The following is a 20,584-nucleotide window of genomic DNA, read 5'->3' as shown; positions in this document are numbered from 1 at the left end:
TCAGCGGCCGCGCAGTTCGTCGCGCAGGCGGTGGACCACGCCATCGGCGGCCTGCTGCAAGAGGTCCCAGACCTGCTCGAAGTGCTCGGGCCCGCCGGTATACGGATCCGGGATCTCCCCATTGCGCCGCGCCCCCGACCAGTCCAGCAGCAGCGCGGCCCGGCGGCGGGCGTCCGGATCCGGGGCGAGCGCCTGCAACTCGCGCAAGTTGAAGCGGTCGGCGCACAGCAGCCAGTCGAAGCGATCGAAATCGCGCGCGTCCACCTGGCGCCCGCGCAGACCCGAGATGTCGATGCCGTGGTCCGCGGCCGACCGGATCGCGCGCGGGTCGGGAGGACGACCGACGTGCCAGGGACCCATGCCGGCGGAGTCCAGCTCGACCCGGTCGGCCAGGCCTTCCCGCTCGATGCGTTCGCGCAGCACGCCCTCGGCCATCGGCGAGCGGCAGATGTTGCCCAGGCAGACGAGCAGCAGCCGCACGGGCTCAGCCATTGGCCGAGATCCGCGCCTCCGCACGGGCGAGGTCTTCCGGCGTGTCCACGCCCGGAGGGAACGGCTCCGGGGTGATGCCGACGGCGATCCGCAGGCCCGCCTCCAGCACGCGCAGCTGTTCCAGGGCCTCGATCTGCTCCAGCCGCCCCGGCGGCATGGTGGCGAAGCGCTGCAGGAAGCCGGCGGTGTAGCCGTAGATGCCGATGTGGCGCAGCCAGTGGCCACCTTCCGGCATCCGGTCCGGCGCGCTGGCAAAGGCATCGCGCGGCCATGGCACGGGCGCGCGGCTGAAGTACAGGGCATCGCCGGAGGCGGCGCGGACCAGCTTCACCGCGTTGGGGTCGCGCAGGGTCTCGAGGTCCTCGACCGGAGTGGCGAGCGTCGCCATCTCCGCCCCGCTGGAGGCGAGCAGAGCCGCGACGGCACGGATGCCGGCCGCGGGCGCGAACGGCTCGTCGCCCTGCAGGTTGACCACCACCTGGTCGTCGGCCCATCCGGCGACGCGGGCGCACTCGGCGAGCCGGTCGGTGCCCGAGGCGTGGCCGCCGTCGGTCAGCGCGACCCGGACGCCGCTGCCCTCCAGCGCGCGCACGATGCGCTCGTCATCCGCGGCAACCCACACCTCGCGGGCACCGGACGCCAGGGCACGGCGCGCGACATGCAACACCAGCGGTTCGCCGGCCAGCAGGCGCAGGGGCTTGCCGGGCAGGCGGCTGGCGTCGTGGCGGGCGGGGATGGCGACTACGAAATCGGAGGTTTCCATGCGGGGGATTCTTGCATGTGCCGTCCGCCCGGCACGGCGCAATACGCCGCTGGGCGCGGCTATTGCGCCCTACGGGGTGCGCAGGGCGTCGAGGCGGTCGAGGAGCTTGACCCAGAACGCCTCTGGCAACTCGGCGCGCACCGGGACGGCGTAGAAGGCGTCGGTGGCGAAGCCCGCGCACTTGACCGCGTCCTTCTCCGTCATCAGCACCGGCAGCGCGCTGCCGAACTCGAAGTCGGACTCGCGGTAGCGGTGGTGGTCGGCGAAGGCGTGCGGGACCACGGCGATCCCCATGTCGCGCAGCATGCCGAAGAAACGCTCCGGGTTGCCGATACCCGCCACGGCATGCACGCGATGGCCGACGAAGGACTCCAGGCTGCGGGGGCGCCCGCCGCGCACCGGGACCGCACGATCGAAGACCAGCCGCATCGGCCATTCGCCGAACCCGGTGCCGGGCCCCTCGCCGTTCTTCGCGCCGGCGACGTTGACCACCCGGAAGTCGCAGCGCGCGGCGCGCGCGGGGAGCTCCCGCAGCGGACCGGCCGGGAGCAGCCGGCCGTTGCCGTAACGGCGGCGGGCGTCCACCACTTCGATCTCGATGTCGCGCTCCAGGCGGTAGTGCTGCAGTCCGTCGTCGCACAGGACGATGTCGCAGCCCGCTTCGGCCAGCGCGGCCGCCGCGGCGGCGCGGTCACGGTCGGCGCGCAGCGGCACGCCGGTACGTCGGGCAATCAGCACCGGTTCGTCGCCGCCCTGCTCCGGCGGCGTGTCGGCCTCGACCCAGGTCGGCCGGGAGGCGTCGGCGCGGCCGTAGCCGCGGCTGGCCACGCCGGGGCTCCAGCCTTCCGAGCGCAGGCGCTCGGCCAGGGCGATGGTCAGCGGCGTCTTGCCGGCGCCGCCGGCGGTGATGTTGCCGACCACCACCACCGGCACGCCTGGGTGGCGCCGGCGCAGCAGCCCCGCGGAGTACATGCGCCGCCGGACGCCGCTCAGCGCACCGTAGACCGGGGCGAGCAGGCGCATGTGGAGGGGAACGGGTGCCTCGCTGTACCAGTAGTGCGGCTGGTGCTCGCGGCGCACCGCAGGGGGCTGGCTCATTGCGCCTCGCGGAATTGCATGCGGTGCAGGTGCGCGTACAGTCCGCCGCGCGCCAGCAGTTCGGTGTGGGTGCCACGCTCGACGATGCGGCCTTCGTCCATGACCAGCACCTGGTCGGCGTCCTCGATAGTCGACAGCCGGTGGGCGATGACCAGGGTCGTGCGGTCCGGCATCAGTCGCTCCAGCGCATCCTGCACCAGGCGCTCGGACTCGGTGTCCAGCGCGGCGGTGGCCTCGTCCAGGATCAGGATCGGGGCGTCCTTGAGCATCGCGCGGGCGATCGCCAGACGCTGGCGCTGGCCACCGGACAGGCGGCCGCCCTTGGCGCCGATGCCGGTATCCATGCCCTCGGGCAGGCGCTCGACGAACTCCATCGCATTCGCGCCGCGCACCGCCTGCTCGAGCGCCTCCGGGCTCGCGTCCTCGAGCTCGCCGTAGGCGACGTTCTCGGCGACGCTGCCGTCGAACAGCATCACCTGCTGCCCGACCAGCGCGATCTGGCGGCGCAGGTCCGCGAGCCGGTAGTCCTGCACCCGCTGCCCATCCAGCAGGATCTCGCCCGACTCGGGCTCGTAGAAGCGCGGGATCAGCTTGATCAGGCTCGACTTGCCGCTGCCCGAGCGCCCCACGATTGCGGTGACCGTACCCGGGCGCGCGGTGAAGCTGACCCCGTCGATGGCGGCCCGCTCCTGGCCCGGGTAGCGGGCGACCACGTCGCGGAACTCGACCAGCCCGGTGGCGCGCTCCAGCGGCAGCGTACCGCTGTCGACCTCGTCCTCGGAATCGGTGATGGCGAACAGCCGGTCGGCCGAGGCCACCCCGCGCTGCAGCATGTTCTGTACGTTGGTCAGCGAGCGCAGCGCGGGGATGATCGCGATCATCGCCACCATCAGCGCCACGAAATCGCCGGCGCTCAGCCGGCCGGCCTGGGCTTCGTAGCCCGCCAGCAGCAGCAGGACGGCCAGCCCCACGGCACCGATCATCTGCACCATGGCCGAGGAGATGCTGCGGGTGGACTCGACCTTCAGGCTCAGCTTCAGGTGGTGGTCGGCCTGCTTGCGGTAGCGCTGCAGCTCGACGGACTGCGCGCCGTAGACCTTCACCTCCTGCTGCCCGCCCAGCGCCTGGTCGGCCTGCTGCATCAGCGCCGCCCCGCTTTCCTGGATCCGGTGGCTGATGCGGCGGTAGCGCTTGGCGACCTTGTCCATCACCCAGGCCAGCGGCGGCGCCAGCACCAGGATCGCGGCGGTGACTTGCCAGCTGGTCCACAGCATGACGCCGAGCATGACGATGGCCTGCAGCGACTGCTGGATCATCACCTTCATCGCGTCGATCGCGGCCTGGGCGACCTGGTCGCTGTCGGAGCCCAGGCGCACCAGCATCGAAGGCACCGGCTCGGCGTCGAAGCGCAGGCCCGGCAGGCGGAAGTACTTGCCCAGCACCTGCACCCGCAGGTCGCGGGCGATGCCGCGCCCGGCGCGCGCCATGTTGTAGTCGGTCAGGTAGCCGGCCACGCCGCGCAGCAGGAACAGGGCGATGATCACGCCCGGCAGCAGCAGGCTGGATGCCCCGTCCTGCTCGATGAAGGTCTCGTCGACCACCGGTTGCATCAGCCGGGCGAACGCGCCGGCGGCGAGCGCCTCGATGACCATGCCGGCCAGGGCGACCAGCAGCAGGCCGCGGTACGGCTGCGAGAAGCCGACCAGCCGGCGGTAGACCTGCCAGGGCGTCGCCTGGGCGGGAGGCGGCGGAGCGCTCATCCGGCCGCGTCCCCGGCGTCGTGTGGCGCGGTCGCGTTGAGGATGCGCCGGAACCCGAGCTGCCCCAGCGCGTCGTAGGCCGTCACGATGGCCTGCCAGGGCGTGCGTGCGTCGGCGCGCAGCATGACGGGGCGCTCGCGGTCGTCCCCGGCGACCTCGCGCAGGGTCGCCTTGAGCGACTCCACGTCGTCGCGCAGCACCTCGCGGTCGCCGACGAAATAGCGGCCCTGCGCATTCACCAGCACCAGCAGCGGTTGCGCGGCATCCACCTGCTCGCCGTCGGCGCGGGGCAGCTCCAGCCGGATCACCGAGCGCGCGTCGAAGGTCGCGGTGACCACGAAGAAGATGATCATCACCAGGATGACGTCGATCAACGGGACCAGGTTGATCTCCGGTTCGTCGTCGCGGCGATGGTCGCGGATGCGCATGGAGGTCAGCCCTTGGCCAGGGCCGGGGTGATCCCGTGGCTGCCCGGCGCGGTGGGTGCGGGCGCGGGAGGGCTGTCGAGCACGTCCAGAAGGCGGATCGCCTCCGATTCCATGTCGACGATGTAGCCGGCGATCCGCCCGCGGAACCAGCGGTGCGCCCAAAGCGCCGGGATCGCGACCACCATGCCGGTGGCCGTGCACACCAGCGCCTTGCCGATGCCGCCGGCCAGCTCGTTCACATCGCCGATCCCGAAGTCGAGGATCCCCATGAACATCTCGATCATGCCCACGACCGTACCGAACAACCCGAGCAGGGGCCCGGCCGCGGCGATGGTGCCCAGGGTGTTGAGGTAGCGCTCCATGCCGTGCACCAGGTGCCGGCCGGTGTCCTCGATGCGCTCGCGCACCTGGTCACGCGGGCGGTGCCGCACGTCCAGCGCCGCGGCGAGCAGCGCGCCCAGCGGCGCGGTGCCGCGCAGGGTGTCGATGTGCGCCGGGTCCAGCCGGCCGCCGGCCGCCCAGGTACGGACCTCCTCACCCAGGCCCGGCGGCAGCACCGCCGCACGCCGGAGCGTCCACGCACGCTCCACGATCAGCGCCAGCGCCAGCGCGGACAACATCAGCAGGGGGATCATCGGCCATCCGCCGGCCCGGACCAGTTCCAGCACCATCGGTCTCCATTCGGGGCCGGGGCGGCCCTCGATCAGCGCGATAGGATAGCGCGGCGTCCCGTCCGCCCGGCATCCCCGCCTTGCGCCGGCGGGCGTCCCACAGGCGCGGGTGTGTCGCCCGTCGCGGTTCGACCGCGATCCCGTCCGCATCCAGCCGCACCCGCAGCGCCCCGCCCTGCGCGGTCGAGTCCACCCGCGCGCCCGCCTCCCGCCATCGCTCCACCACCTCGGCGCGCGGGTGGCCGAAGCGGTTGCCGTGGCCCACCGACACCAGCGCGTGGCGGGCACCGGTCGCGGCGACGAACGCCGGGCTCGAGGAGCTGGTGCTGCCGTGGTGCGGCACGACGACGACATCGGCCGCGGCCGGCCCGGTCCCGTCGCCTCCGACCGCCCCGGCCACGCGGCCTTCGATCACCTCGCCGATGTCGCCCGGCAGCAGCACCGTGCCGTGGGCACCGCGGATGCGCAGTACGCAGCTCGCATCGTTGCCCAGGTACGGGAAGTGTGGACCGGGGTGCAGGTAGTCGAAGCGCACGCCGTCCCACTCCCAGGCATCGCCCGCGTGGCAGGGCCGCGCCTCCGCGATCCCACTGCCCTCCGGGGCATCCACGCGCGTAGCGGGCATGCCCAGCAGCACGGCGGGCAGGCCACCGGCATGGTCGCCGTGCCCATGGCTCACCACCACCCGGTCCAGCCCGCGCACCCCCAGCGCGCGCAGGGCCGGGAGCACCACCCGCTCGCCGGCGTCGAACCCCTCCGGCACCGCCGGGCCGGTGTCGTACAGCAAGACGTGCCCGGCGGTGCGGACCACGACCGCCAGGCCCTGCCCCACGTCCAGCAGGTGCAGGTCCAGGCCGCCCGCCTGCGGCAAATTCCGGTCGGGCCAAAGCAGCGGCAGCCATAGCAGCAGGGCCAACCCACGCCCCGGCAAGCCACGCGGGAGCAGGATCCAGAACGCGCCCGCCAGCGCCAGCGGCACCGCGAACCACGGCGCCTCCGGCAGCCACCACAACGCCAGCGGGCTGGCCGCGACCCACTCGAACAGCGGCCAGCTGAGGCCGAAGCACCAGTCCGCCGCCCGCCAGGCCCACGCCCCCGAGCCGGCAGCCAGCGCCTCCAGCCCGGTGCCCAGCAGCGACAGCGGCACCACCACCAGCGTCCACCAGGGGATGGCGACCAGGTTGGCCAGCGGTCCGGCCAGCGAGGCCTGGTTGAACAGCACGACCGTGAGCGGCAACAGCCCGACGCTGGCGACCCACTGCGCCTGCAGCAGGTCGCGCACGGGCCGGCGCCCCGCACGCGGCAGGCACCAGACCAGCCAGGCGACGCCCAGGAAGCTCAGCCAGAAGCCGGCCCCGAGTACCGCGAGCGGGTCCACCAGCAGGATCGCGATCGCAGCCAGCGCCAGGGTGTGGAAGGCGCCGGTCCGGCGGCGCGCGATCCGCAAGGCCGCGACCACCCCGATCATCAGCACGGTGCGCACCGTCGGCAGCGCGAAGCCCGCCGCGGCGGCGTAGAGCCCCGCGCCCGCCAGGGCCACGACCGCCGCGGCGACCGGCGCCGGCACCCGCCGTCCCAGCGAGGGCGACATCCACCAGGCCAGGCGCGCCAGCAGGGCGAAGAACCCCGCCACCAGCCCGACGTGGAAGCCGGAGATCGCGATGAGGTGGGTCAGGCCCGTGGCTCGCAGCACGTGCCAGTCCCCGTCGCCCAGGCCGCGGGTGTCGCCCAGGGCCAGCGCGCGGACGTAGTGCACCCCCGGCGGGTCGAGCGCCGCCTCCATCCGCGCGGCCATGGACTCGCGCCAGGCCTGCAGGCCGCGCGGCGGACCGAGCGGTCGCGCGGCGGCCGGCTCGCGCACGTACCCGGTTGCCGCCAGGCGCCGGGCCAGGGCGTGCTTCTCGCTGTCGTGGCCCCCGGGGTTGCGCAGGCCGCCCGGGGCCCGCAGCCGCAGCTCGAACTCCCAGTGCTGGCCGGCCTGCAGCTGGTCGCGACCAGTCGGGGCGCCATCGAATCCGTCGTACCAGGACAGGCGCACCAGGCGGCCGCCGAGGATCTGCCCGCCGGCCCGGCCCTCGTCGATCCGGAACAGGAAACCGGTGCGCCGGCCCCGGTGGTCGGGCAGCCCGGCCACCCGGCCGCTCACCCGGGCATCGAACCGCCCGTCGGCCGGCAGCTGCAGCGACAGCGCGTGCGCCGCGTGCAGCCCGGCGAACGCGAAGCCGCAGGCGAGGACGGCGGCCAGGCGCATGCGCCCTCCCCGCCACCAGCCGGCGAGGCCCGCCGCCAGCGCGCAGAGCAGCAACGGCCACGGCGGCAGCGCCGGAAGCAGCAGCACGCCCAGCGTGCCGGCGAGCAATGCCGCGGCCGTCGCGGGGCCGAACGGCCGCACGCACCAGCGCACCCCGCGCTCATCCGCGCGGGGCTCGCCTGTGCCATCGCTTGTGTTGCCGGACTGCGGCGTCCCTGCCGCTCGTTCCATCGGGGTTCCTTCCCTGGGTCAGTCGTCCTCGTCCACCCACTCGCGCAGGCGGCCGTCGTGCAGTTCCAGCACGCGGTCCATGCGGCGCGCCAGGCCGCGGTCGTGGGTCACCATCACCAGACTGGTGCCCTGCTCGCGGTTGAGCTCGAGCATCATCCCGAACACCTTCGCGGCGGTCTTCTCGTCGAGGTTGCCGGTGGGTTCGTCGCCCAGCACGCAGGCCGGGCGGTTCACCAGTGCGCGGGCCACCGCGGTGCGCTGGCGCTCGCCGCCCGAGAGCTCGCCGGGCTTGTGGCCGAGCCGGTGGCCAAGGCCGACCGCCTCCAGCAACGCCTGGGCGCGGTTGCGCGCCTCCGGGATGCCGCGGTTGGCCAGCATCACCGGCAGCATCACGTTCTCCAGCGCGGTGAACTCGGGCAGCAGGTGGTGGAACTGGTAGACGAAGCCCAGCGAGCGGTTGCGCAGCGCGCCGCGCTCGGCGTCGCTCAGGCCGCTCATGCGGTGGCCGGCGACGTACACCTCGCCGGCGCTGGGGGTGTCCAGTCCGCCCAGCAGGTGCAGCAGCGTGCTCTTGCCAGCGCCGGAGGGTCCGAGGATCGCCACGGTCTCGCCGGCGGCCACCGCCAGCTGCAGGTCCTCGAACACCGGCGTGACCAGCTTCCCCTCGCGGTAGGTCTTGGCCAGGCCACGCGCCTCGATCACCACCTCACTCATAGCGCAGCGCCTCCGCCGGCGGCGTGCGCGCCGCGCGCCAGGCCGGGTAGATCGTGGCCAGGAAGGCCATCGCCAGCGCCACCAGCGCGACCGCGGTGACGTCGCCGTGCTTGAGCTCGGTCGGCAGCCCGGTGATGTAGTAGACGTCGGACGGCAGCAGGGTCACGCCGAAGGCCTTCTCGATCGCGTAGAGGATGTTCTGCAGGTTGAGGGTCAGCAGGATCCCGCCGACGACGCCGAGCACGGTGCCGATCACCCCGATCAGGCTGCCCTGCACCATGAACACGTCCATCACCCCGCGCGGGCTGAGTCCCAGGGTGCGCAGGATCGCGATGTCGGCCTGCTTGTCGGTGACCAGCATCACCTGCGAGGACACCAGGTTGAAGGCGCCCATGGCGATGATCAGCGACAGCAGGATCGCCATCATCGTCTTCTCCATGCGCAGCGCGCGGAACATGTTGGCGTTGTCGCTGGTCCAGTCGGTGACCCGGTGCGGCCCGCCCAGGCGCAGCGCCAGGTCGCTGGCGACGTCGCTGGCCAGGTCCATGTCGTGCAGCCGCAGCCGGACCCCGGTGACGCCATCGCCCATGCGCAGCAGGCGCTGCATGTCGGCCATGCTGGTGAAGGCCATGCCGCGGTCGTACTCGTTGTAGCCGACCTCGAAGATGCCGCTGACGGTGAAGCGCTTCACCCGCGGCATCGCCCCGACCGGCGTGCTGGAAAACTCGGCGACGGTCATGACCACCTCGTCGCCCATGCCCACGCCAAGCCATGCCGCCAGTTCGCGGCCGAGCAGGATGTTGAAGCTGCCGGCCTCCAGGGATTCCAGCTCGCCTTCCAGCATCTTGTCGCCGATGACCGAGACGGTGCGCTCGTCCGCGGCGACCACGCCGCGCACCATCGCCGGCTGCTGGCGCGGGCCGTTGAGCAGGGCCTCCTTCTCCACGTACGGCGCGGCGCCGGCGACCCGCGGGTCGGTGAGCGCCAGGTCCACCGCCCGCTGCCAGCCGACCACCGGCTCGCCCCAGGCGCTGACCGTCGCGTGGGCGGCCATCTGCAGCATGCGGTCGCGGATCTCGGTCTGGAAGCCGCTCATCACCGCCAGCGTTGTGATGAGCGCCGCCACGCCCAGCGCGATGCCGAGGATGGAGGCCAGCGAGATGAAGGAGATGAAGCCGTTGCGGCGCTTGGCGCGCAGGTAGCGCAGGCCGATGGCTACGGGAATGGGCTTGAACATGCGGCGCTATGGTGCCACCGATGCGACCACCGGCGAAGCGCTTTCGTTGCCGGCCGCCAGCCGCAGGCGCCTGCGATCGCGGGGCCGCAGCACGTCGGGCCACCAAGTCCTGCGGTGCACGCGCCCGGCCGCGTCCCGCCATCGCAGGAAGGCCAGTGGCCCACGCCACTCGACCGCGACCGCCGCGACGCGGGCGCCATCCACCTCGGCACGCCCGGGCGCCAGCTCCAGGCCCAGCGGCGGGCGCCGACCCTCGCGGACCGCCAGCCAGCCGCCACGAACGGCCACGGCCGCGGCCACCGGAAAGGCGGCCACGGCCGGGAGTGCACAGTTGAGGACCGCCAGCACCGCGGCGGCGGTGAGCATCGCCAGCACGACCTGCTGCTGGCGCGACGGGTGCCAGGCGAAGGGCTGGCCCGGCTCAGGGCGGGAGCTGGCGGATGTACTCGACGAGGGCGGCAAGCTCGGCATCGGCGGGGCGTTCGCGTCCCATCAACCAGACCCAGAGCTTATCGTCCTCGGTTTCCAGCAGCCGTAGGAAAACCTCCCGCTGCGAGGCGGGACTGCCCCGCCACTCGCGCTCGAGCCAGCGCGTGAGCAGCTGGTCGAGCTCGCGCATGCCGCGCCGGCACTTCCAGCGCAGCCGGCGCAGCTCGACCTCGTCCGCCTGGTCCACCATCGGTCAGAGCGCGCGGCGCTCGAGCATCAGCTTCTTGATCTCGCCGATCGCCTTGGCCGGATTGAGCCCCTTCGGGCAGGTCCGGGTGCAGTTCATGATGGTGTGGCAGCGGTACAGCTTGAACGGATCCTCGAGGTCGTCCAGGCGGGCACCGGTGTCCTCGTCGCGCGAGTCGGCGATCCAGCGGTAGGCCTGCAGCAGGATCGCCGGGCCCAGGTAGCGCTCGCCGTTCCACCAGTAGCTCGGGCAGCTGGTCGAGCAGCAGGCGCACAGGATGCACTCGTACAGCCCGTCGAGCTTCTTGCGGTCCTCGGGGGTCTGCAGCCGCTCGCGGTCGGTCGGGGTCGGGCTCTGCGTGCGCAGCCAGGGCTTGATCGACGCGTACTGCGCGTAGAAGTGCGTCATGTCGGGGATCAGGTCCTTGACCACCTCCATGTGCGGCAGCGGGTAGATCGGCACCTCGCCGTCGCCCTTGCCGCAGTCCTCGATCGCCTTCGTGCACGCCAGCGTGTTGGTGCCGTCGATGTTCATCGCGCACGAACCGCAGATGCCCTCGCGGCAGGACCGGCGGAAGGTCAGCGTCGGGTCGATCTCGTTCTTGATCTTGATCAGCGCGTCCAGGACCATCGGGCCGCACTTGTCGAGGTCGACCTCGTAGGTGTCGGTCCGCGGGTTCATGCCGTCGTCGGGGTTCCAGCGGTACACCTTGAAGGTGCGCTTGCGCGTGGCCCCCTCGGCCGGCCAGTGGCGGCCGTCCTGGATGCGGGAGTTCTTGGGGAGAGTGAATTCGGCCATGGTCTGCGCTGCCCTCAGTAGACCCGCTTCTTCGGCGGGACCACGTCCACCTCGCCGGTGAGCGTGTACATGTGCACCGGGCGGTAGTCGATGCGGGTATTGCCGTCGGCGTCGACCCAGCACAGGCTGTGCTTGTGCCAGTTGGTGTCGTCGCGCTCCGGGTAGTCGTCGCGGGCGTGCGCGCCACGCGACTCGGTCCGGTTCTCCGCGCAGACGATGGTGGCCAGCGCCTGGCCCAGCAGGTTGTCCAGCTCCAGCGTCTCGACCAGGTCGGAGTTCCAGATCATCGAGCGGTCGCTGACCTTGACGTCGGCGAAGGAGGCGTGGATCTCGCGGATGCGCTGCACGCCCTCCTCCAGCGTCTCCTGGGTGCGGAACACCGCCGCGTCGGCCTGCATGGCGCGCTGCATGCGGTCGCGGATGACCGCGGTCGGGGTGTCGCCGCTGGCATTGCGCAGCTTGTCCAGGCGCGCGATGGAGAAGTCGCAGGCGTCCTTCGGCAGGTCGGGCTGGGCGGCGTCGGGCTTGATCGTCTCGGCGGCACGGTTGGCCACCGCGCGGCCGAACACCACCAGGTCGAGCAGCGAGTTGGAGCCCAGCCGGTTGGCGCCGTGCACCGACACGCAGGCCGCCTCGCCGATCGCGTACAGCCCCGGGACCACCGCGTCGGGGTTGCCGTCCTTCAGCTGGACGACCTCGCCGTGGTAGTTGGTCGGCACGCCGCCCATGTTGTAGTGCACGGTCGGGATGACCGGGATCGGCTCCTTCTCCACGTCCACGCCGGCGAAGATGCGGGCGGACTCGGCGATGCCGGGGAGCTTCTCGTGGATGACCTCCGGGCCCAGGTGGGTCAGGTCGAGCAGGATGTGGTCCTTGTGCTCGCCGACGCCGCGGCCCTCGCGGATCTCCATGGTCATCGAGCGGCTGACCACGTCGCGCGAGGCCAGGTCCTTGGCCGACGGGGCGTAGCGCTCCATGAAGCGCTCGCCGTTGGCGTTGCGCAGGATGCCGCCCTCGCCGCGGACGCCCTCGGTGATCAGGCAGCCGGCGCCGTAGATGCCGGTCGGGTGGAACTGCACGAATTCCATGTCCTGCAGGCCCAGGCCGGCGCGCAGCGCCATGCCGTTGCCGTCGCCGGTGCAGGTGTGGGCGGAGGTCGCGCTGAAGTAGGCACGGCCGTAGCCGCCGGTCGCCAGCACGGTGCCCTGGGCACGGAACAGGTGCAGCTGCCCGGTCTCCAGCTCCAGCGCCAGCACGCCGCGGCAGGCGCCCTCGGAGTCCATGATCAGGTCGAGCGCGAAGAACTCGACGAAGAACTGCGCGTCATGCGCCAGCGACTGCTGGTAGAGCGTGTGCAGGATCGCGTGGCCGGTGCGGTCGGCGGCGGCGCAGGTGCGCTGCGCGGCCGGGCCCTCGCCGTACTTGGTGGTCATGCCGCCGAACGGGCGCTGGTAGATCCTGCCGTCCTTGGTGCGCGAGAACGGCACGCCCTGGTGCTCGAGCTCGATGATCGCCGGGATCGCCTCGCGGCACATGTACTCGATCGCGTCCTGGTCGCCCAGCCAGTCCGAGCCCTTGACGGTGTCGTAGAAGTGGTAACGCCAGTCGTCCTCGCCCATGTTGCCCAGCGCCGCGGCGACGCCGCCCTGGGCGGCCACGGTATGCGAGCGGGTCGGGAAGACCTTGGTGATGCAGGCGGTCTTCAGGCCCTTCTGGGCCAGGCCGAAGGTGGCCCGCAGCCCGGCGCCGCCGGCGCCGACCACGAGCATGTCGAACTTGTGTTCCTGGATGGGATAGGCAGGCATGGATCAGGCTCCCAGCGCGATGCGGATGACGGCAAGTACGCTGGCGATGGCAGCGAGGATGCACACGAAACGGTTGGCCAGCTGCAGGAACACCGCCCAGCCGGGGGTATGGACGTAGTCCTCGATGATCACCTGCAGGCCCAGCTGGGTATGCCAGAACATCGCCACCAGGAACGCGATCAGCAGCGAGGCGTGGAGCGGATGGCCGACCGTGGCCCGGGCGGTGGCGAAGTCCGCCAGCCCGCCGGTGACCAGCAGCCAGACCACGTACAGGCCCAGCAGGATCAGCGCGATCGCGGTGATGCGCTGGATGATGAAGTGGCCGGTCCCGTCCTTTGCCGAGCCCAGCCCGCGCGCCACCTTCAGCGGGTGGCGCAGATGGTCGCCCGTGCGCTTCATGCCGCACCTCCCTGCATCATGGCCACGGCCCACACCAGCGCCGTCAGCACCAGGCTTCCGATCACCGCGATCCAGCTGTTGCGGATGAAGCCGGGGATGTCGAAGGACTTGCCGGCGTCCTGGAGCAGGTGCCGGATGCCGTTGATCAGGTGGAACGCGAACGCCCAGGTCCAGCCGAACAGCACCAGGAAGCCCAGCGGCGAACGCGCGGCGGCGGAGAAGTCCGCCCACTGCTCCGGGCCCGCCGCCAGCGCGACCAGCGCCCAGGCGACCAGCAGGCTGCCGACCGCGAGGATGATGCCGGTCGCGCGGTGCAGGATCGAGGTGACCATCTGGACCTGCCAGCGGTACACCTGCAAGTGGGGTGAGAGGGGTCGTTGGTGGTTCGCCATGAGCGGGAAGCCCTCTGGGCAAGGCGGCGACGACGCCGCGGGGGGACGGTGGTGCGGATGCAGCGGTATTGCGGGGGGGGGTCAGAAGTCGATGCAGCGGCCGTTCTTTTCCCAGTCGCCGTAGCGGACGGGGTCCGGGCCTTCCCGGCCACCGTATTCGACCGGCGGGTCGGGCGGCGTGTCCGCGGCCTCTCCGGTGTCCGGCGCCGGCGGCGGGACGGGATCGCTGCCCGGGACGGGCTGCGGCTCGCCGGGGGAGGCTTCGGGTGGGTTCTGACCTATCATCTGGACCCCGGATGTTAAGACTCGGTTCAATGCAACACAAGTCGCACGCTGCCGCGCAGCCCTTGCTGGAGCTGCCTTTTCACCGCCTACTGCGGCTGTCCGGCAAGGACGCGCTGGCATTCGCCAAAGGCCAGTTCATGAACGACCTGGAGGCCCTTGGGGAGGGCGAATGGCACTGGAGCGGGTGGCTCACGCCCAAGGGGCGGGTGATCGCCCTGTTCGCGGTGTTGCGCCAGCAGGACGGTTTGTTGCTGCTGCTCCCCGATGCGGATCCAAGGGCGGTCGGCGCCGCGCTGGCCCGCTTCGTGTTCCGGTCGAAGGTGACACTCGAGCTGCCAGCGGCCCGTGTGACCGGCCGCTTCGCTGCCCCGGAGTCGGCGCAGGGGAACCGCGCGGCGGAGCTGGGGGGCCAACTGGAGCTCGACATGGGCGGCAGCGGCGGTGCCCGGACCCTCTACATCGCGCTCGACGGCGAAGCCGACGAGCGGCCAGCGGAACGGGATGGCAGCGCGGACTGGGCGCGCGCCGACCTGGAGCATGGCCTGCCCCGCCTGCCGGGGGACGCGGAACCGCAGTGGACGCCCCAGCAGCTCTCGCTGGAGCGCCTGCAGGCCTTCAGCGTCCGCAAGGGCTGCTACCCGGGCCAGGAGATCGTCGCCCGCACCCATTTCTTGGGCAAGGCCAAGCGCGGGCTGGTGCTGCTGGACGCCGGGGCGCCCGTGGAGGTCGGCGCCGAGGTGCGCGCCGGCGAGGCCGCGGCAGGCACCATCGCCAGCGTCGCCCCGGCGGGTTCCGGTGCCCTGGCGCTCGCGGTGATGCCGCTGGAGCGGGAGCCGGCGCCGCTGACGGTCGGCGGGGCGGCGGTTAACGCCTTGCCGCTGCGCGAGGGGCTCGCGCGGTAGGCCGCGAGCCGCATACCTTCGGTGCAATACGCCGCCGGCGGCGGCTATTGCACCCTACGCCGTCGCCAGGGCGTCGGCGGCCGCGACGATGTCCTCTTCCCCCGGGATCACCAGGAAGGCAGCGCCCGCCAGCGGGGTGTAGGTGTCCACGCCGACCACGCGTCGCAGCGGGACCGCGCCGAGGCCGCCTTCGACCAGCGCGGTGATCACGCCCTCGCCCACGCCCGCACTCTGCCGGCCCTCGTCGACGACGATGATCCGCTTCGCCCCGCGCGCCTGTTCCAGGATGTACCCGGCATCGAGCGGGACCAGCCAGCGCAGGTCGACCACGCGTGCGGACCAGCCGTGCTTCTCCCGAATCGCCCGGACCGCGCGCAGGCTCATGGGCACGCCGTTGCCGTAGGTGATGACCACCAGGTCGTCGCCCGAGCTGCCGTCCTCCGGCGCGTACACCCTGCCCTCGCCCGGCGGCATGGCCTCGCCCGGCGCCGGGTACTTCGTCAGCCAGCCGCCGTCGCCCGGCTCGTACAGGTCCTTGGTCATGTACAGCGCGATCGGCTCGAGGAACACGCTGACCCGGCCGTCGACCTTCGCCAGCGCGGTGAGCGTGCGCAGCATGGTGGCCGCGTCGTCGCCGCGCGAGGGGCAACCGACCACCAGGCCGGGGATGTCGCGCAGCGCCGTGATCGAGTTGTCGTTGTGGAAGTGCCCGCCGAAACCGCGCTGGTAGCCCAGCCCGGCGATGCGCACCACCATCGGATTGGCGTACTGGTTGTTGCTGAAGAACTGCAGGCTGGCGGCCTCGCCGCGCACCTGGTCGGCGGCGTTGTGCAGGTAGGCCAGGTACTGGATCTCCGGGATCGGCAGCATGCCGACGTTGGCGAAGCCCTGCGCCATGCCCAGGATCATCGTCTCGTCCAGCAGCGTGTTGAACACGCGGCGCGGACCGAAGGCCTTCTGCAGCCCCTTGGTCACCGTGTAGACGCCGCCCTTCTGCGCGACGTCCTCTCCAAAGAGCAGGGTCTCCGGGTACTTGGCGAACAGGTCGTGCAGGGCGTTGTTGATCTGGATCGCCAGGTGCCGCGGCGGCTGGTTCTCGGGCAGCCTGTCCTCGCTGCCGAAGGCCTGCAGGCGGGCCTCGTCGTAGCCGGTCCTCCCGGCCTCGGCGCGCACCTTGTCGGGGGTGTACGGCGCCAGCGGGGCGACCACGTCGGCGAGCCGGTCGAGCTTGGGCCGGCGGTCGGCCTCCTCGGCGGCGGCGAAGCAGCGCTTGCGGGTCGACTCGTACAGATCGAGCACCTCGTCCCTGGTCATCAGCCCGGATTCCAGGGCGATGGCGGCCGAACGCAGCAGCGGGTCGGTCGCCTCCACGGCGCACAGCTCCTCGATCGAGCGCCACTCGATCTCGAAGTCGGTGCCGGCGTGCCCCATGATCCGGGTGGTCTTCAGGTGCAGGAAGGTCGGGCGCCGGCTGCGGCGGCAATGCTCCACCGCGGCCTGCACCTGCGCGTAGCCTTCCGCCAGGTCCAGGCCGTCCGCGTAGAAATAATCCAGGCCGTCCATCTGCCGGAAACGGTTGGCGATCCAGCCGCTGGGCGTCTTGACCGAGATGCCGATGCCGTTGTCCTCGCACACGAACAGCACTGGCGCGGGCAGCTTCTGGTAGGCGGTCCAGGCGGCGGCGTTGAAGGCGGTCTGCGCGGTGGCGTGGTTGGCCGAGGCATCGCCGAAGGAGCAGATCGCGATGCTGTCATCGGGGATCGGCAGCGCGTGCCCGAGCCGCCGGCCGGCTTCGATCGCGATCGCGGTGCCCAGCGCCTTGGGCAGGTGCGAGGCGATGGTCGAGGTCTGCGGCAGCACCCACAACGGCTTGCTGCCCCACACTTTGTGCCGTCCGCCGCTGGCGGGGTCCTCGCTGCTGGCGGCGAAGCTCAGCGCCGAATCCATCACCGGGTCCATGCCCGGAAGCTTGCGGAAGCGCTCGGCCATGAAGCCGCCGGACCGGTAGTGCAGGAACGCCGGGTCGGTATGCCGGGTCAGCCGCGCGACCATCGCGTTGCCTTCGTGGCCGGAGCTGCCAATGGTGTAGAAGACCTTGTTCTGCACCCGCAGCACGCGCGCCATCAGGTCGAGGTGGCGGCTGATGAGCTGGGACTCGAACAGTTCGCGGAAGCCCTGCGCATCCAGCGCACTGCCTTCGAGGATCGCCTCCCCCGGCGCCGGGCGGGCGTCGGCGCGGCCCTCCCAGGCCCGGACGTATTCGCTGAAGTTGACGTCGCAGATCTCCGCGCGGTTGAGGCCGCGCATGCGGGCGGGGATGGGGCTTGCGTGGTTCGACATGTGGTGCGGATCCAGGAGCTTTTGTGGGGAGCGGCTTCGGGGCTGGGACGGGCTCTTACGTCGGCGCCCGGGGCGGGGAAGCGGCACGGTGCGCCATCCACTGCTCGCGGGTCTGGCCCCAGATCTCGGCGTGCCTGTCCCCATAGGGCGGCGGCATCGGGCCGGTTCGCAGCAGGCGCGAACCCAGCCGCTCCGCCACCTTCTTCGAGGCGTGGTTGGCCGGGTCGATGCAGTGGATGATGTCCTGCCAGCCGAGCGTGTCGAAGGCCCAGTCGATGGCGGCGGTGGCGGCCTCCACGGCATAGCCGTGGCCCCAGGCGTCGGGATGCAGCGAGTAGCCGATCTCGTTGCCCGGCCAGCCCTCCGGCCGCCAGGGCCCCATCTGTCCCAGCCAGCGGCCGCTCTCGCGGTCGATCACCGCGAACATGCCAAAGCCCTGCAGGGCCCAGGCACCGGGTTGCCACAGGAAGCGGCGCCAGGCAGCGGCGCGGTCGACGTGGCCGCCGATGTAGCGGGCGGCCCGTTCGTCGGCGTGGAGCTCGGCGAAGCGGTCGAAGTCCTCGCTCCGCGGGAGGCGGAGGATGAGGCGGTTGGTTTCAAGCACTGGACCGGTGTTGGTCATTTCGAGGCCCTCACCCCGGCCCTCTCCCGCAAGCGGGAGAGGGGGCAATGCGCTTTCTAGAAGGCATTGATGCCGGTGAGTTCGCGGCCGATCACCAGCTGGTGGACGGTCTCGGTGCCCTCGTAGGTGATCACCGACTCCATGTTGAGCGCGTGGCGGATGGCGGCGTGCTCGGTGGTGATGCCGGCGCCGCCGAGCAGGTCGCGGCACTCGCGGGCGATGTCGATGGCCATGCGGCAGTTGTTCCACTTGGCCAGCGAGACCTGCTGCGGCTTCATGGTGCCGGCGTCCTTCAGCCGCCCCAGCTGCAGGCTCAGCAGCTGGGCGTTGGTGATGCGCCGGGCCATGTCGGCCATCTTGATCTGCGCGCTCTGGGTCGCGGCGACGGGGCGGCCGAACAGGATGCGCTCCTTGGTGTAGTCCAGCACCTCGGTGAGGCAGGCCACCGCGGCGCCGATCGGACCCCAGGTGATGCCGTAGCGGGCCTGGGTCAGGCAGCCGAGCGGACCCTTGAGGCCCTTGACGTTCGGCAGGCGGTTGGCCTCGGGCACGCGCACGTTGTCGAAGAACAGCGCGCTGGTCACCGACGCGCGCAGGCTCATCTTGTGCTTGACCTCCTGCGCGGCGAAGCCCGCCATGCCCTTCTCGACCACGAAGCCCTGGATGCCGTCGTCGGTCTGCGCCCAGACGATGGCGATGTCGGCCAGGTTGCCGTTGGTGATCCACATCTTCGAGCCGTTGAGCACCCAGTCGTCGCCGTCGCGGCGGGCGTGGGTCTTCATCGTCGCCGGATCGGACCCGCCATGGGCCTCGGTCAGGCCGAAGCAGCCGATCACCTTGCCCGCGGCCATGTCGGGCAGCCAGCGCTGCTTCTGCTCCTCGGTGCCGTAGGCGAAGATCGGGTACATGCACAGCGAGGACTGCACCGAGACGAAGCTGCGGATGCCGCTGTCGCCGCGCTCCAGCTCCTGGCAGATCAGGCCGTAGCTCACCGAGTTGAGGCCGGCACAGCCGTACTCCTCCGGCAGCGAGGAACCCAGCAGGCCCATCTCGGCGATCTCGCCGACAAGCTCCCGCGGGAACCGCCCCTCGTCGAAGGCATCGCCGATGATCGGCAGCACCCGCTCGTCCGTGAAGCGCGCGACGGTGTCCTGGACGGAGCGCTCCTCTTCGGTCAGCAGCGAACGGACGTCGAACAGGTCTACGGGATTCAGGGCCATGGCGCGCTCAGCGAAGTTCAGGTGGAAGCGCGCCATTGTACGGAGCGTGGCCGGAAACAGAACGGGGCCGGATTCCTCCGGCCCCGTCCTCGCGCTTAACCCTCCCCCGCTCGCTCTTCCCCCTCTCCCGCTTGCGGGGTGAGGGGATGCGCTTGCGAGCCACTGGCTCGCCCATCCCAGAACGCCCTCGCGCCCTCGCGAGGGCCGGGGTGCGGAGCAGGGCCGGGGTGAGGGCCTGCAAGTGAAGGCAGCCCCTACCGGAGCGGCCCCTCCGCCTCCAACGCAGCCGTCTGCACCACGACCTCCCCACCCACCACCGGCAGGCGCTCACCAGGGCGGTCGTTCATCCGCACGCTGCGCTCCAGCCCGTCGTAGCGATAGGTCACGTCGTAGCCGACCACCCGGTCCTCGCTGCCCAGCGAGATCCGCTCGCCCGGCTTGCTGCCGGTGCGCATGGTGGCGGTCTGGCCATCGGGGGTGCGGTAGGTGACGTTGTAGCCGACCACGGCGGTCGACTGGGAGGACTCGTTGACGGTGTGGCACTGGGTCTCCACCCGCTCGACCACGCGGCCGCCAACATGGTTGCGGTCCATGCGGTTGCCGACGTAGCCGCCCGCGACCGCGCCGGCCGCGGTCGCGACCTTCTTGCCGCTGCCGCCACCGATCTGGTTGCCGATCAGCCCGCCCACGACGGCGCCGGCGACGGTGCCGCCCACGTTGCCGTCGCGCTCGGGAAGCCGCTCCTGCACCACGACGTCCTCGCACACCTGGCGCGGCGTGGAACTGGTGGTGGTCTCGCGGATCGGGTCGGTGCCGATCACCGTGGCGTACAGCTCGCGCTGCTCGGTCACCGGGATCACGTTCACCACGTCGGCGTAGTCCAGCCCGCGCGTGTCGATGCTCGCGTCGGCGGGCGCATCACCGTCGAGGCCCACCGCGAGGCCTTCCTGCAGCGGATCGCTGGCGGTCGTCGCGCCCGTGTCGGGGGCGGTGAAGCTGTTGTAGGCCGCCACGGCGACGCCGCCCACCAGGAGCGCGGCCACTGCAACGGCGATCAGGTTCTTGTTCATCGCTTTCCCCTCCTCACTTCGGCGGCTCGCGCCTGGATGTACCTGTGCGCATTCCACCACTCCCAACCTGAATGGATGTGCCACCGGGCGGCAATCTGTGACGCACGGGGACAAATGCACGGTGCGGCGCGGGGCCGTGCTAGCGTCGGGACTCCCGTCCCGGTGTTTCCCGCCATGGCCACTCCCCTGCTGCTGCCCGTGCTCGCCTGGGCCCGGCGGCTCCGCTACCCCACCCTGTTCAAGGTCACCGCGGCCCTGTTCGTGCTGAGCGTGCTGCTCCCGGATCCGATCCCGATGATCGACGAGATCCTGCTGGGGCTGGGCACCCTGGTGCTGGCCAACTGGAAGAACCGCAACGCCCGGGTGATCGAGGGCGAGGTGGTCGACGACTACAACTCGCCCCGGGAGCAGCGGAACCGCCACTAGGAGC

The 20,584-nt window shown here is 71.6% G+C and carries 22 protein-coding genes; 2 read left to right on the top strand and 20 right to left on the bottom strand.

Annotated features, from left to right (window positions below; genetic code table 11):
- The 16 genes from G545_RS0105875 to G545_RS15840 form a co-directional block, all read right to left on the bottom strand.
- Entirely contained in the window at nucleotides 1-480 is a 480-nt protein-coding gene (locus tag G545_RS0105875; RefSeq protein ID WP_027069576.1) for a low molecular weight protein-tyrosine-phosphatase, read from the bottom strand.
- A gap of 4 nt (nucleotides 481-484) precedes the next feature.
- Nucleotides 485-1,255 carry a 3-deoxy-manno-octulosonate cytidylyltransferase gene (kdsB, locus tag G545_RS0105870; protein WP_027069575.1) on the bottom strand — a complete coding sequence of 257 codons (771 nt, stop codon included), beginning with the start codon at nucleotides 1,253-1,255 and terminating at the stop codon, nucleotides 485-487.
- 69 nt (nucleotides 1,256-1,324) lie between these two features.
- Entirely contained in the window at nucleotides 1,325-2,353 is a 1,029-nt protein-coding gene (gene lpxK / locus G545_RS0105865; RefSeq protein ID WP_052347272.1) for a tetraacyldisaccharide 4'-kinase, read from the bottom strand.
- Nucleotides 2,350-4,113: a lipid A export permease/ATP-binding protein MsbA gene (gene msbA / locus G545_RS0105860; protein ID WP_027069573.1), complete on the bottom strand. Its 1,764-nt coding sequence runs from the start codon at nucleotides 4,111-4,113 to the stop codon at nucleotides 2,350-2,352. The genes lpxK and msbA overlap by 4 nt, the downstream gene beginning before the upstream one ends.
- On the bottom strand, nucleotides 4,110-4,541 hold the full coding sequence (locus G545_RS0105855; protein ID WP_027069572.1) for an ExbD/TolR family protein: 432 nt from the start codon (nucleotides 4,539-4,541) through the stop codon (nucleotides 4,110-4,112). The genes msbA and G545_RS0105855 overlap by 4 nt, the downstream gene beginning before the upstream one ends.
- A 5-nt stretch (nucleotides 4,542-4,546) precedes the next feature.
- Nucleotides 4,547-5,176: a MotA/TolQ/ExbB proton channel family protein gene (locus G545_RS0105850; protein ID WP_081677748.1), complete on the bottom strand. Its 630-nt coding sequence runs from the start codon at nucleotides 5,174-5,176 to the stop codon at nucleotides 4,547-4,549.
- Nucleotides 5,076-7,694 carry a DNA internalization-related competence protein ComEC/Rec2 gene (locus G545_RS13750; protein ID WP_081677747.1) on the bottom strand — a complete coding sequence of 873 codons (2,619 nt, stop codon included), beginning with the start codon at nucleotides 7,692-7,694 and terminating at the stop codon, nucleotides 5,076-5,078. Before G545_RS13750 ends, G545_RS0105850 begins: the two co-directional genes overlap by 101 nt.
- A gap of 18 nt (nucleotides 7,695-7,712) precedes the next feature.
- Complete coding sequence (gene lolD, locus G545_RS0105840) at nucleotides 7,713-8,408, bottom strand: lipoprotein-releasing ABC transporter ATP-binding protein LolD (protein WP_043711413.1); 696 nt, start codon at nucleotides 8,406-8,408, stop codon at nucleotides 7,713-7,715.
- The gene (locus tag G545_RS0105835) at nucleotides 8,401-9,645 is read right to left on the bottom strand and encodes a lipoprotein-releasing ABC transporter permease subunit (RefSeq protein WP_027069569.1); all 1,245 of its coding nucleotides are present in this window, start codon (nucleotides 9,643-9,645) and stop codon (nucleotides 8,401-8,403) included. Before G545_RS0105835 ends, lolD begins: the two co-directional genes overlap by 8 nt.
- A gap of 6 nt (nucleotides 9,646-9,651) precedes the next feature.
- The gene (locus G545_RS0105830) at nucleotides 9,652-10,116 is read right to left on the bottom strand and encodes a hypothetical protein (protein ID WP_027069568.1); all 465 of its coding nucleotides are present in this window, start codon (nucleotides 10,114-10,116) and stop codon (nucleotides 9,652-9,654) included.
- A complete protein-coding gene (locus tag G545_RS0105825) occupies nucleotides 10,067-10,324 on the bottom strand; it encodes an FAD assembly factor SdhE (RefSeq protein WP_027069567.1) in 258 nt (85 codons plus the stop codon). Before G545_RS0105825 ends, G545_RS0105830 begins: the two co-directional genes overlap by 50 nt.
- Before the next feature lie 3 nt (nucleotides 10,325-10,327).
- Nucleotides 10,328-11,119 carry a succinate dehydrogenase iron-sulfur subunit gene (locus tag G545_RS0105820; protein WP_027069566.1) on the bottom strand — a complete coding sequence of 264 codons (792 nt, stop codon included), beginning with the start codon at nucleotides 11,117-11,119 and terminating at the stop codon, nucleotides 10,328-10,330.
- Between the two features lie 14 nt (nucleotides 11,120-11,133).
- Nucleotides 11,134-12,924 carry a succinate dehydrogenase flavoprotein subunit gene (gene sdhA / locus G545_RS0105815; protein ID WP_027069565.1) on the bottom strand — a complete coding sequence of 597 codons (1,791 nt, stop codon included), beginning with the start codon at nucleotides 12,922-12,924 and terminating at the stop codon, nucleotides 11,134-11,136.
- 3 nt (nucleotides 12,925-12,927) lie between these two features.
- On the bottom strand, nucleotides 12,928-13,323 hold the full coding sequence (sdhD, locus tag G545_RS0105810; RefSeq protein ID WP_027069564.1) for a succinate dehydrogenase, hydrophobic membrane anchor protein: 396 nt from the start codon (nucleotides 13,321-13,323) through the stop codon (nucleotides 12,928-12,930).
- Nucleotides 13,320-13,715 carry a succinate dehydrogenase, cytochrome b556 subunit gene (gene sdhC, locus G545_RS0105805; protein WP_027069563.1) on the bottom strand — a complete coding sequence of 132 codons (396 nt, stop codon included), beginning with the start codon at nucleotides 13,713-13,715 and terminating at the stop codon, nucleotides 13,320-13,322. Before sdhC ends, sdhD begins: the two co-directional genes overlap by 4 nt.
- Nucleotides 13,716-13,796: 81 nt before the next feature.
- The gene (locus G545_RS15840; protein ID WP_052106559.1) at nucleotides 13,797-14,000 is read right to left on the bottom strand and encodes a DUF1674 domain-containing protein; all 204 of its coding nucleotides are present in this window, start codon (nucleotides 13,998-14,000) and stop codon (nucleotides 13,797-13,799) included.
- A 29-nt stretch (nucleotides 14,001-14,029) separates the two neighbouring features.
- Here G545_RS15840 and ygfZ point away from each other — a divergent pair, with 29 nt between their 5' ends.
- Nucleotides 14,030-14,902, top strand: a complete 873-nt coding sequence (gene ygfZ, locus G545_RS13745; RefSeq protein ID WP_052106560.1) for a CAF17-like 4Fe-4S cluster assembly/insertion protein YgfZ — start codon at nucleotides 14,030-14,032, stop codon at nucleotides 14,900-14,902.
- 54 nt (nucleotides 14,903-14,956) lie between these two features.
- Here the strand turns inward: ygfZ and G545_RS0105790 are convergent, their stop codons facing one another.
- From G545_RS0105790 to G545_RS0105775, 4 genes are all read right to left on the bottom strand, one after another.
- Entirely contained in the window at nucleotides 14,957-17,242 is a 2,286-nt protein-coding gene (locus G545_RS0105790) for a thiamine pyrophosphate-dependent enzyme (RefSeq protein WP_027069561.1), read from the bottom strand.
- Between the two features lie 55 nt (nucleotides 17,243-17,297).
- On the bottom strand, nucleotides 17,298-17,864 hold the full coding sequence (locus G545_RS0105785) for a GNAT family N-acetyltransferase (RefSeq protein WP_027069560.1): 567 nt from the start codon (nucleotides 17,862-17,864) through the stop codon (nucleotides 17,298-17,300).
- Between the two features lie 56 nt (nucleotides 17,865-17,920).
- Complete coding sequence (locus G545_RS0105780) at nucleotides 17,921-19,084, bottom strand: acyl-CoA dehydrogenase family protein (RefSeq protein ID WP_027069559.1); 1,164 nt, start codon at nucleotides 19,082-19,084, stop codon at nucleotides 17,921-17,923.
- Nucleotides 19,085-19,338: 254 nt separating this feature from the next.
- Entirely contained in the window at nucleotides 19,339-20,154 is an 816-nt protein-coding gene (locus tag G545_RS0105775; RefSeq protein ID WP_027069558.1) for a glycine zipper 2TM domain-containing protein, read from the bottom strand.
- Between the two features lie 174 nt (nucleotides 20,155-20,328).
- Here G545_RS0105775 and G545_RS13740 point away from each other — a divergent pair, with 174 nt between their 5' ends.
- Nucleotides 20,329-20,580, top strand: coding sequence for a DUF6116 family protein (locus tag G545_RS13740; RefSeq protein WP_231553162.1), 252 nt, complete (start codon nucleotides 20,329-20,331; stop codon nucleotides 20,578-20,580).
- The last annotated feature ends 4 nt before the right edge of the window (nucleotides 20,581-20,584 follow it).

Source organism: Lysobacter defluvii IMMIB APB-9 = DSM 18482, assembly GCF_000423325.1.
Lineage (GTDB): Bacteria > Pseudomonadota > Gammaproteobacteria > Xanthomonadales > Xanthomonadaceae > Novilysobacter > Novilysobacter defluvii.
Note: the sequence above shows the minus strand (reverse complement) of the source record. Positions and strands in the feature narration are given on the sequence as shown.

Bases quoted from the DNA above. Each gene is read 5' to 3' on its own strand.
- kdsB (WP_027069575.1), bottom strand. From the start codon at position 1,255: ATGGAAACCTCCGATTTCGTAGTCGCCATCCCCGCCCGCCACGACGCC.
- lpxK (WP_052347272.1), bottom strand. From the start codon at position 2,353: ATGAGCCAGCCCCCTGCGGTGCGCCGCGAGCACCAGCCGCACTACTGG.
- msbA (WP_027069573.1), bottom strand. From the start codon at position 4,113: ATGAGCGCTCCGCCGCCTCCCGCCCAGGCGACGCCCTGGCAGGTCTAC.
- G545_RS0105855 (WP_027069572.1), bottom strand. From the start codon at position 4,541: ATGCGCATCCGCGACCATCGCCGCGACGACGAACCGGAGATCAACCTG.
- G545_RS0105850 (WP_081677748.1), bottom strand. From the start codon at position 5,176: ATGATCCCCCTGCTGATGTTGTCCGCGCTGGCGCTGGCGCTGATCGTG.
- G545_RS13750 (WP_081677747.1), bottom strand. From the start codon at position 7,694: ATGGAACGAGCGGCAGGGACGCCGCAGTCCGGCAACACAAGCGATGGC.
- lolD (WP_043711413.1), bottom strand. From the start codon at position 8,408: ATGAGTGAGGTGGTGATCGAGGCGCGTGGCCTGGCCAAGACCTACCGC.
- G545_RS0105835 (WP_027069569.1), bottom strand. From the start codon at position 9,645: ATGTTCAAGCCCATTCCCGTAGCCATCGGCCTGCGCTACCTGCGCGCC.
- G545_RS0105830 (WP_027069568.1), bottom strand. From the start codon at position 10,116: ATGCCGAGCTTGCCGCCCTCGTCGAGTACATCCGCCAGCTCCCGCCCT.
- G545_RS0105825 (WP_027069567.1), bottom strand. From the start codon at position 10,324: ATGGTGGACCAGGCGGACGAGGTCGAGCTGCGCCGGCTGCGCTGGAAG.
- G545_RS0105820 (WP_027069566.1), bottom strand. From the start codon at position 11,119: ATGGCCGAATTCACTCTCCCCAAGAACTCCCGCATCCAGGACGGCCGC.
- sdhA (WP_027069565.1), bottom strand. From the start codon at position 12,924: ATGCCTGCCTATCCCATCCAGGAACACAAGTTCGACATGCTCGTGGTC.
- sdhD (WP_027069564.1), bottom strand. From the start codon at position 13,323: ATGAAGCGCACGGGCGACCATCTGCGCCACCCGCTGAAGGTGGCGCGC.
- sdhC (WP_027069563.1), bottom strand. From the start codon at position 13,715: ATGGCGAACCACCAACGACCCCTCTCACCCCACTTGCAGGTGTACCGC.
- G545_RS15840 (WP_052106559.1), bottom strand. From the start codon at position 14,000: ATGATAGGTCAGAACCCACCCGAAGCCTCCCCCGGCGAGCCGCAGCCC.
- ygfZ (WP_052106560.1), top strand. From the start codon at position 14,030: ATGCAACACAAGTCGCACGCTGCCGCGCAGCCCTTGCTGGAGCTGCCT.
- G545_RS0105790 (WP_027069561.1), bottom strand. From the start codon at position 17,242: ATGTCGAACCACGCAAGCCCCATCCCCGCCCGCATGCGCGGCCTCAAC.
- G545_RS0105785 (WP_027069560.1), bottom strand. From the start codon at position 17,864: ATGACCAACACCGGTCCAGTGCTTGAAACCAACCGCCTCATCCTCCGC.
- G545_RS0105780 (WP_027069559.1), bottom strand. From the start codon at position 19,084: ATGGCCCTGAATCCCGTAGACCTGTTCGACGTCCGTTCGCTGCTGACC.
- G545_RS0105775 (WP_027069558.1), bottom strand. From the start codon at position 20,154: ATGAACAAGAACCTGATCGCCGTTGCAGTGGCCGCGCTCCTGGTGGGC.
- G545_RS13740 (WP_231553162.1), top strand. From the start codon at position 20,329: ATGGCCACTCCCCTGCTGCTGCCCGTGCTCGCCTGGGCCCGGCGGCTC.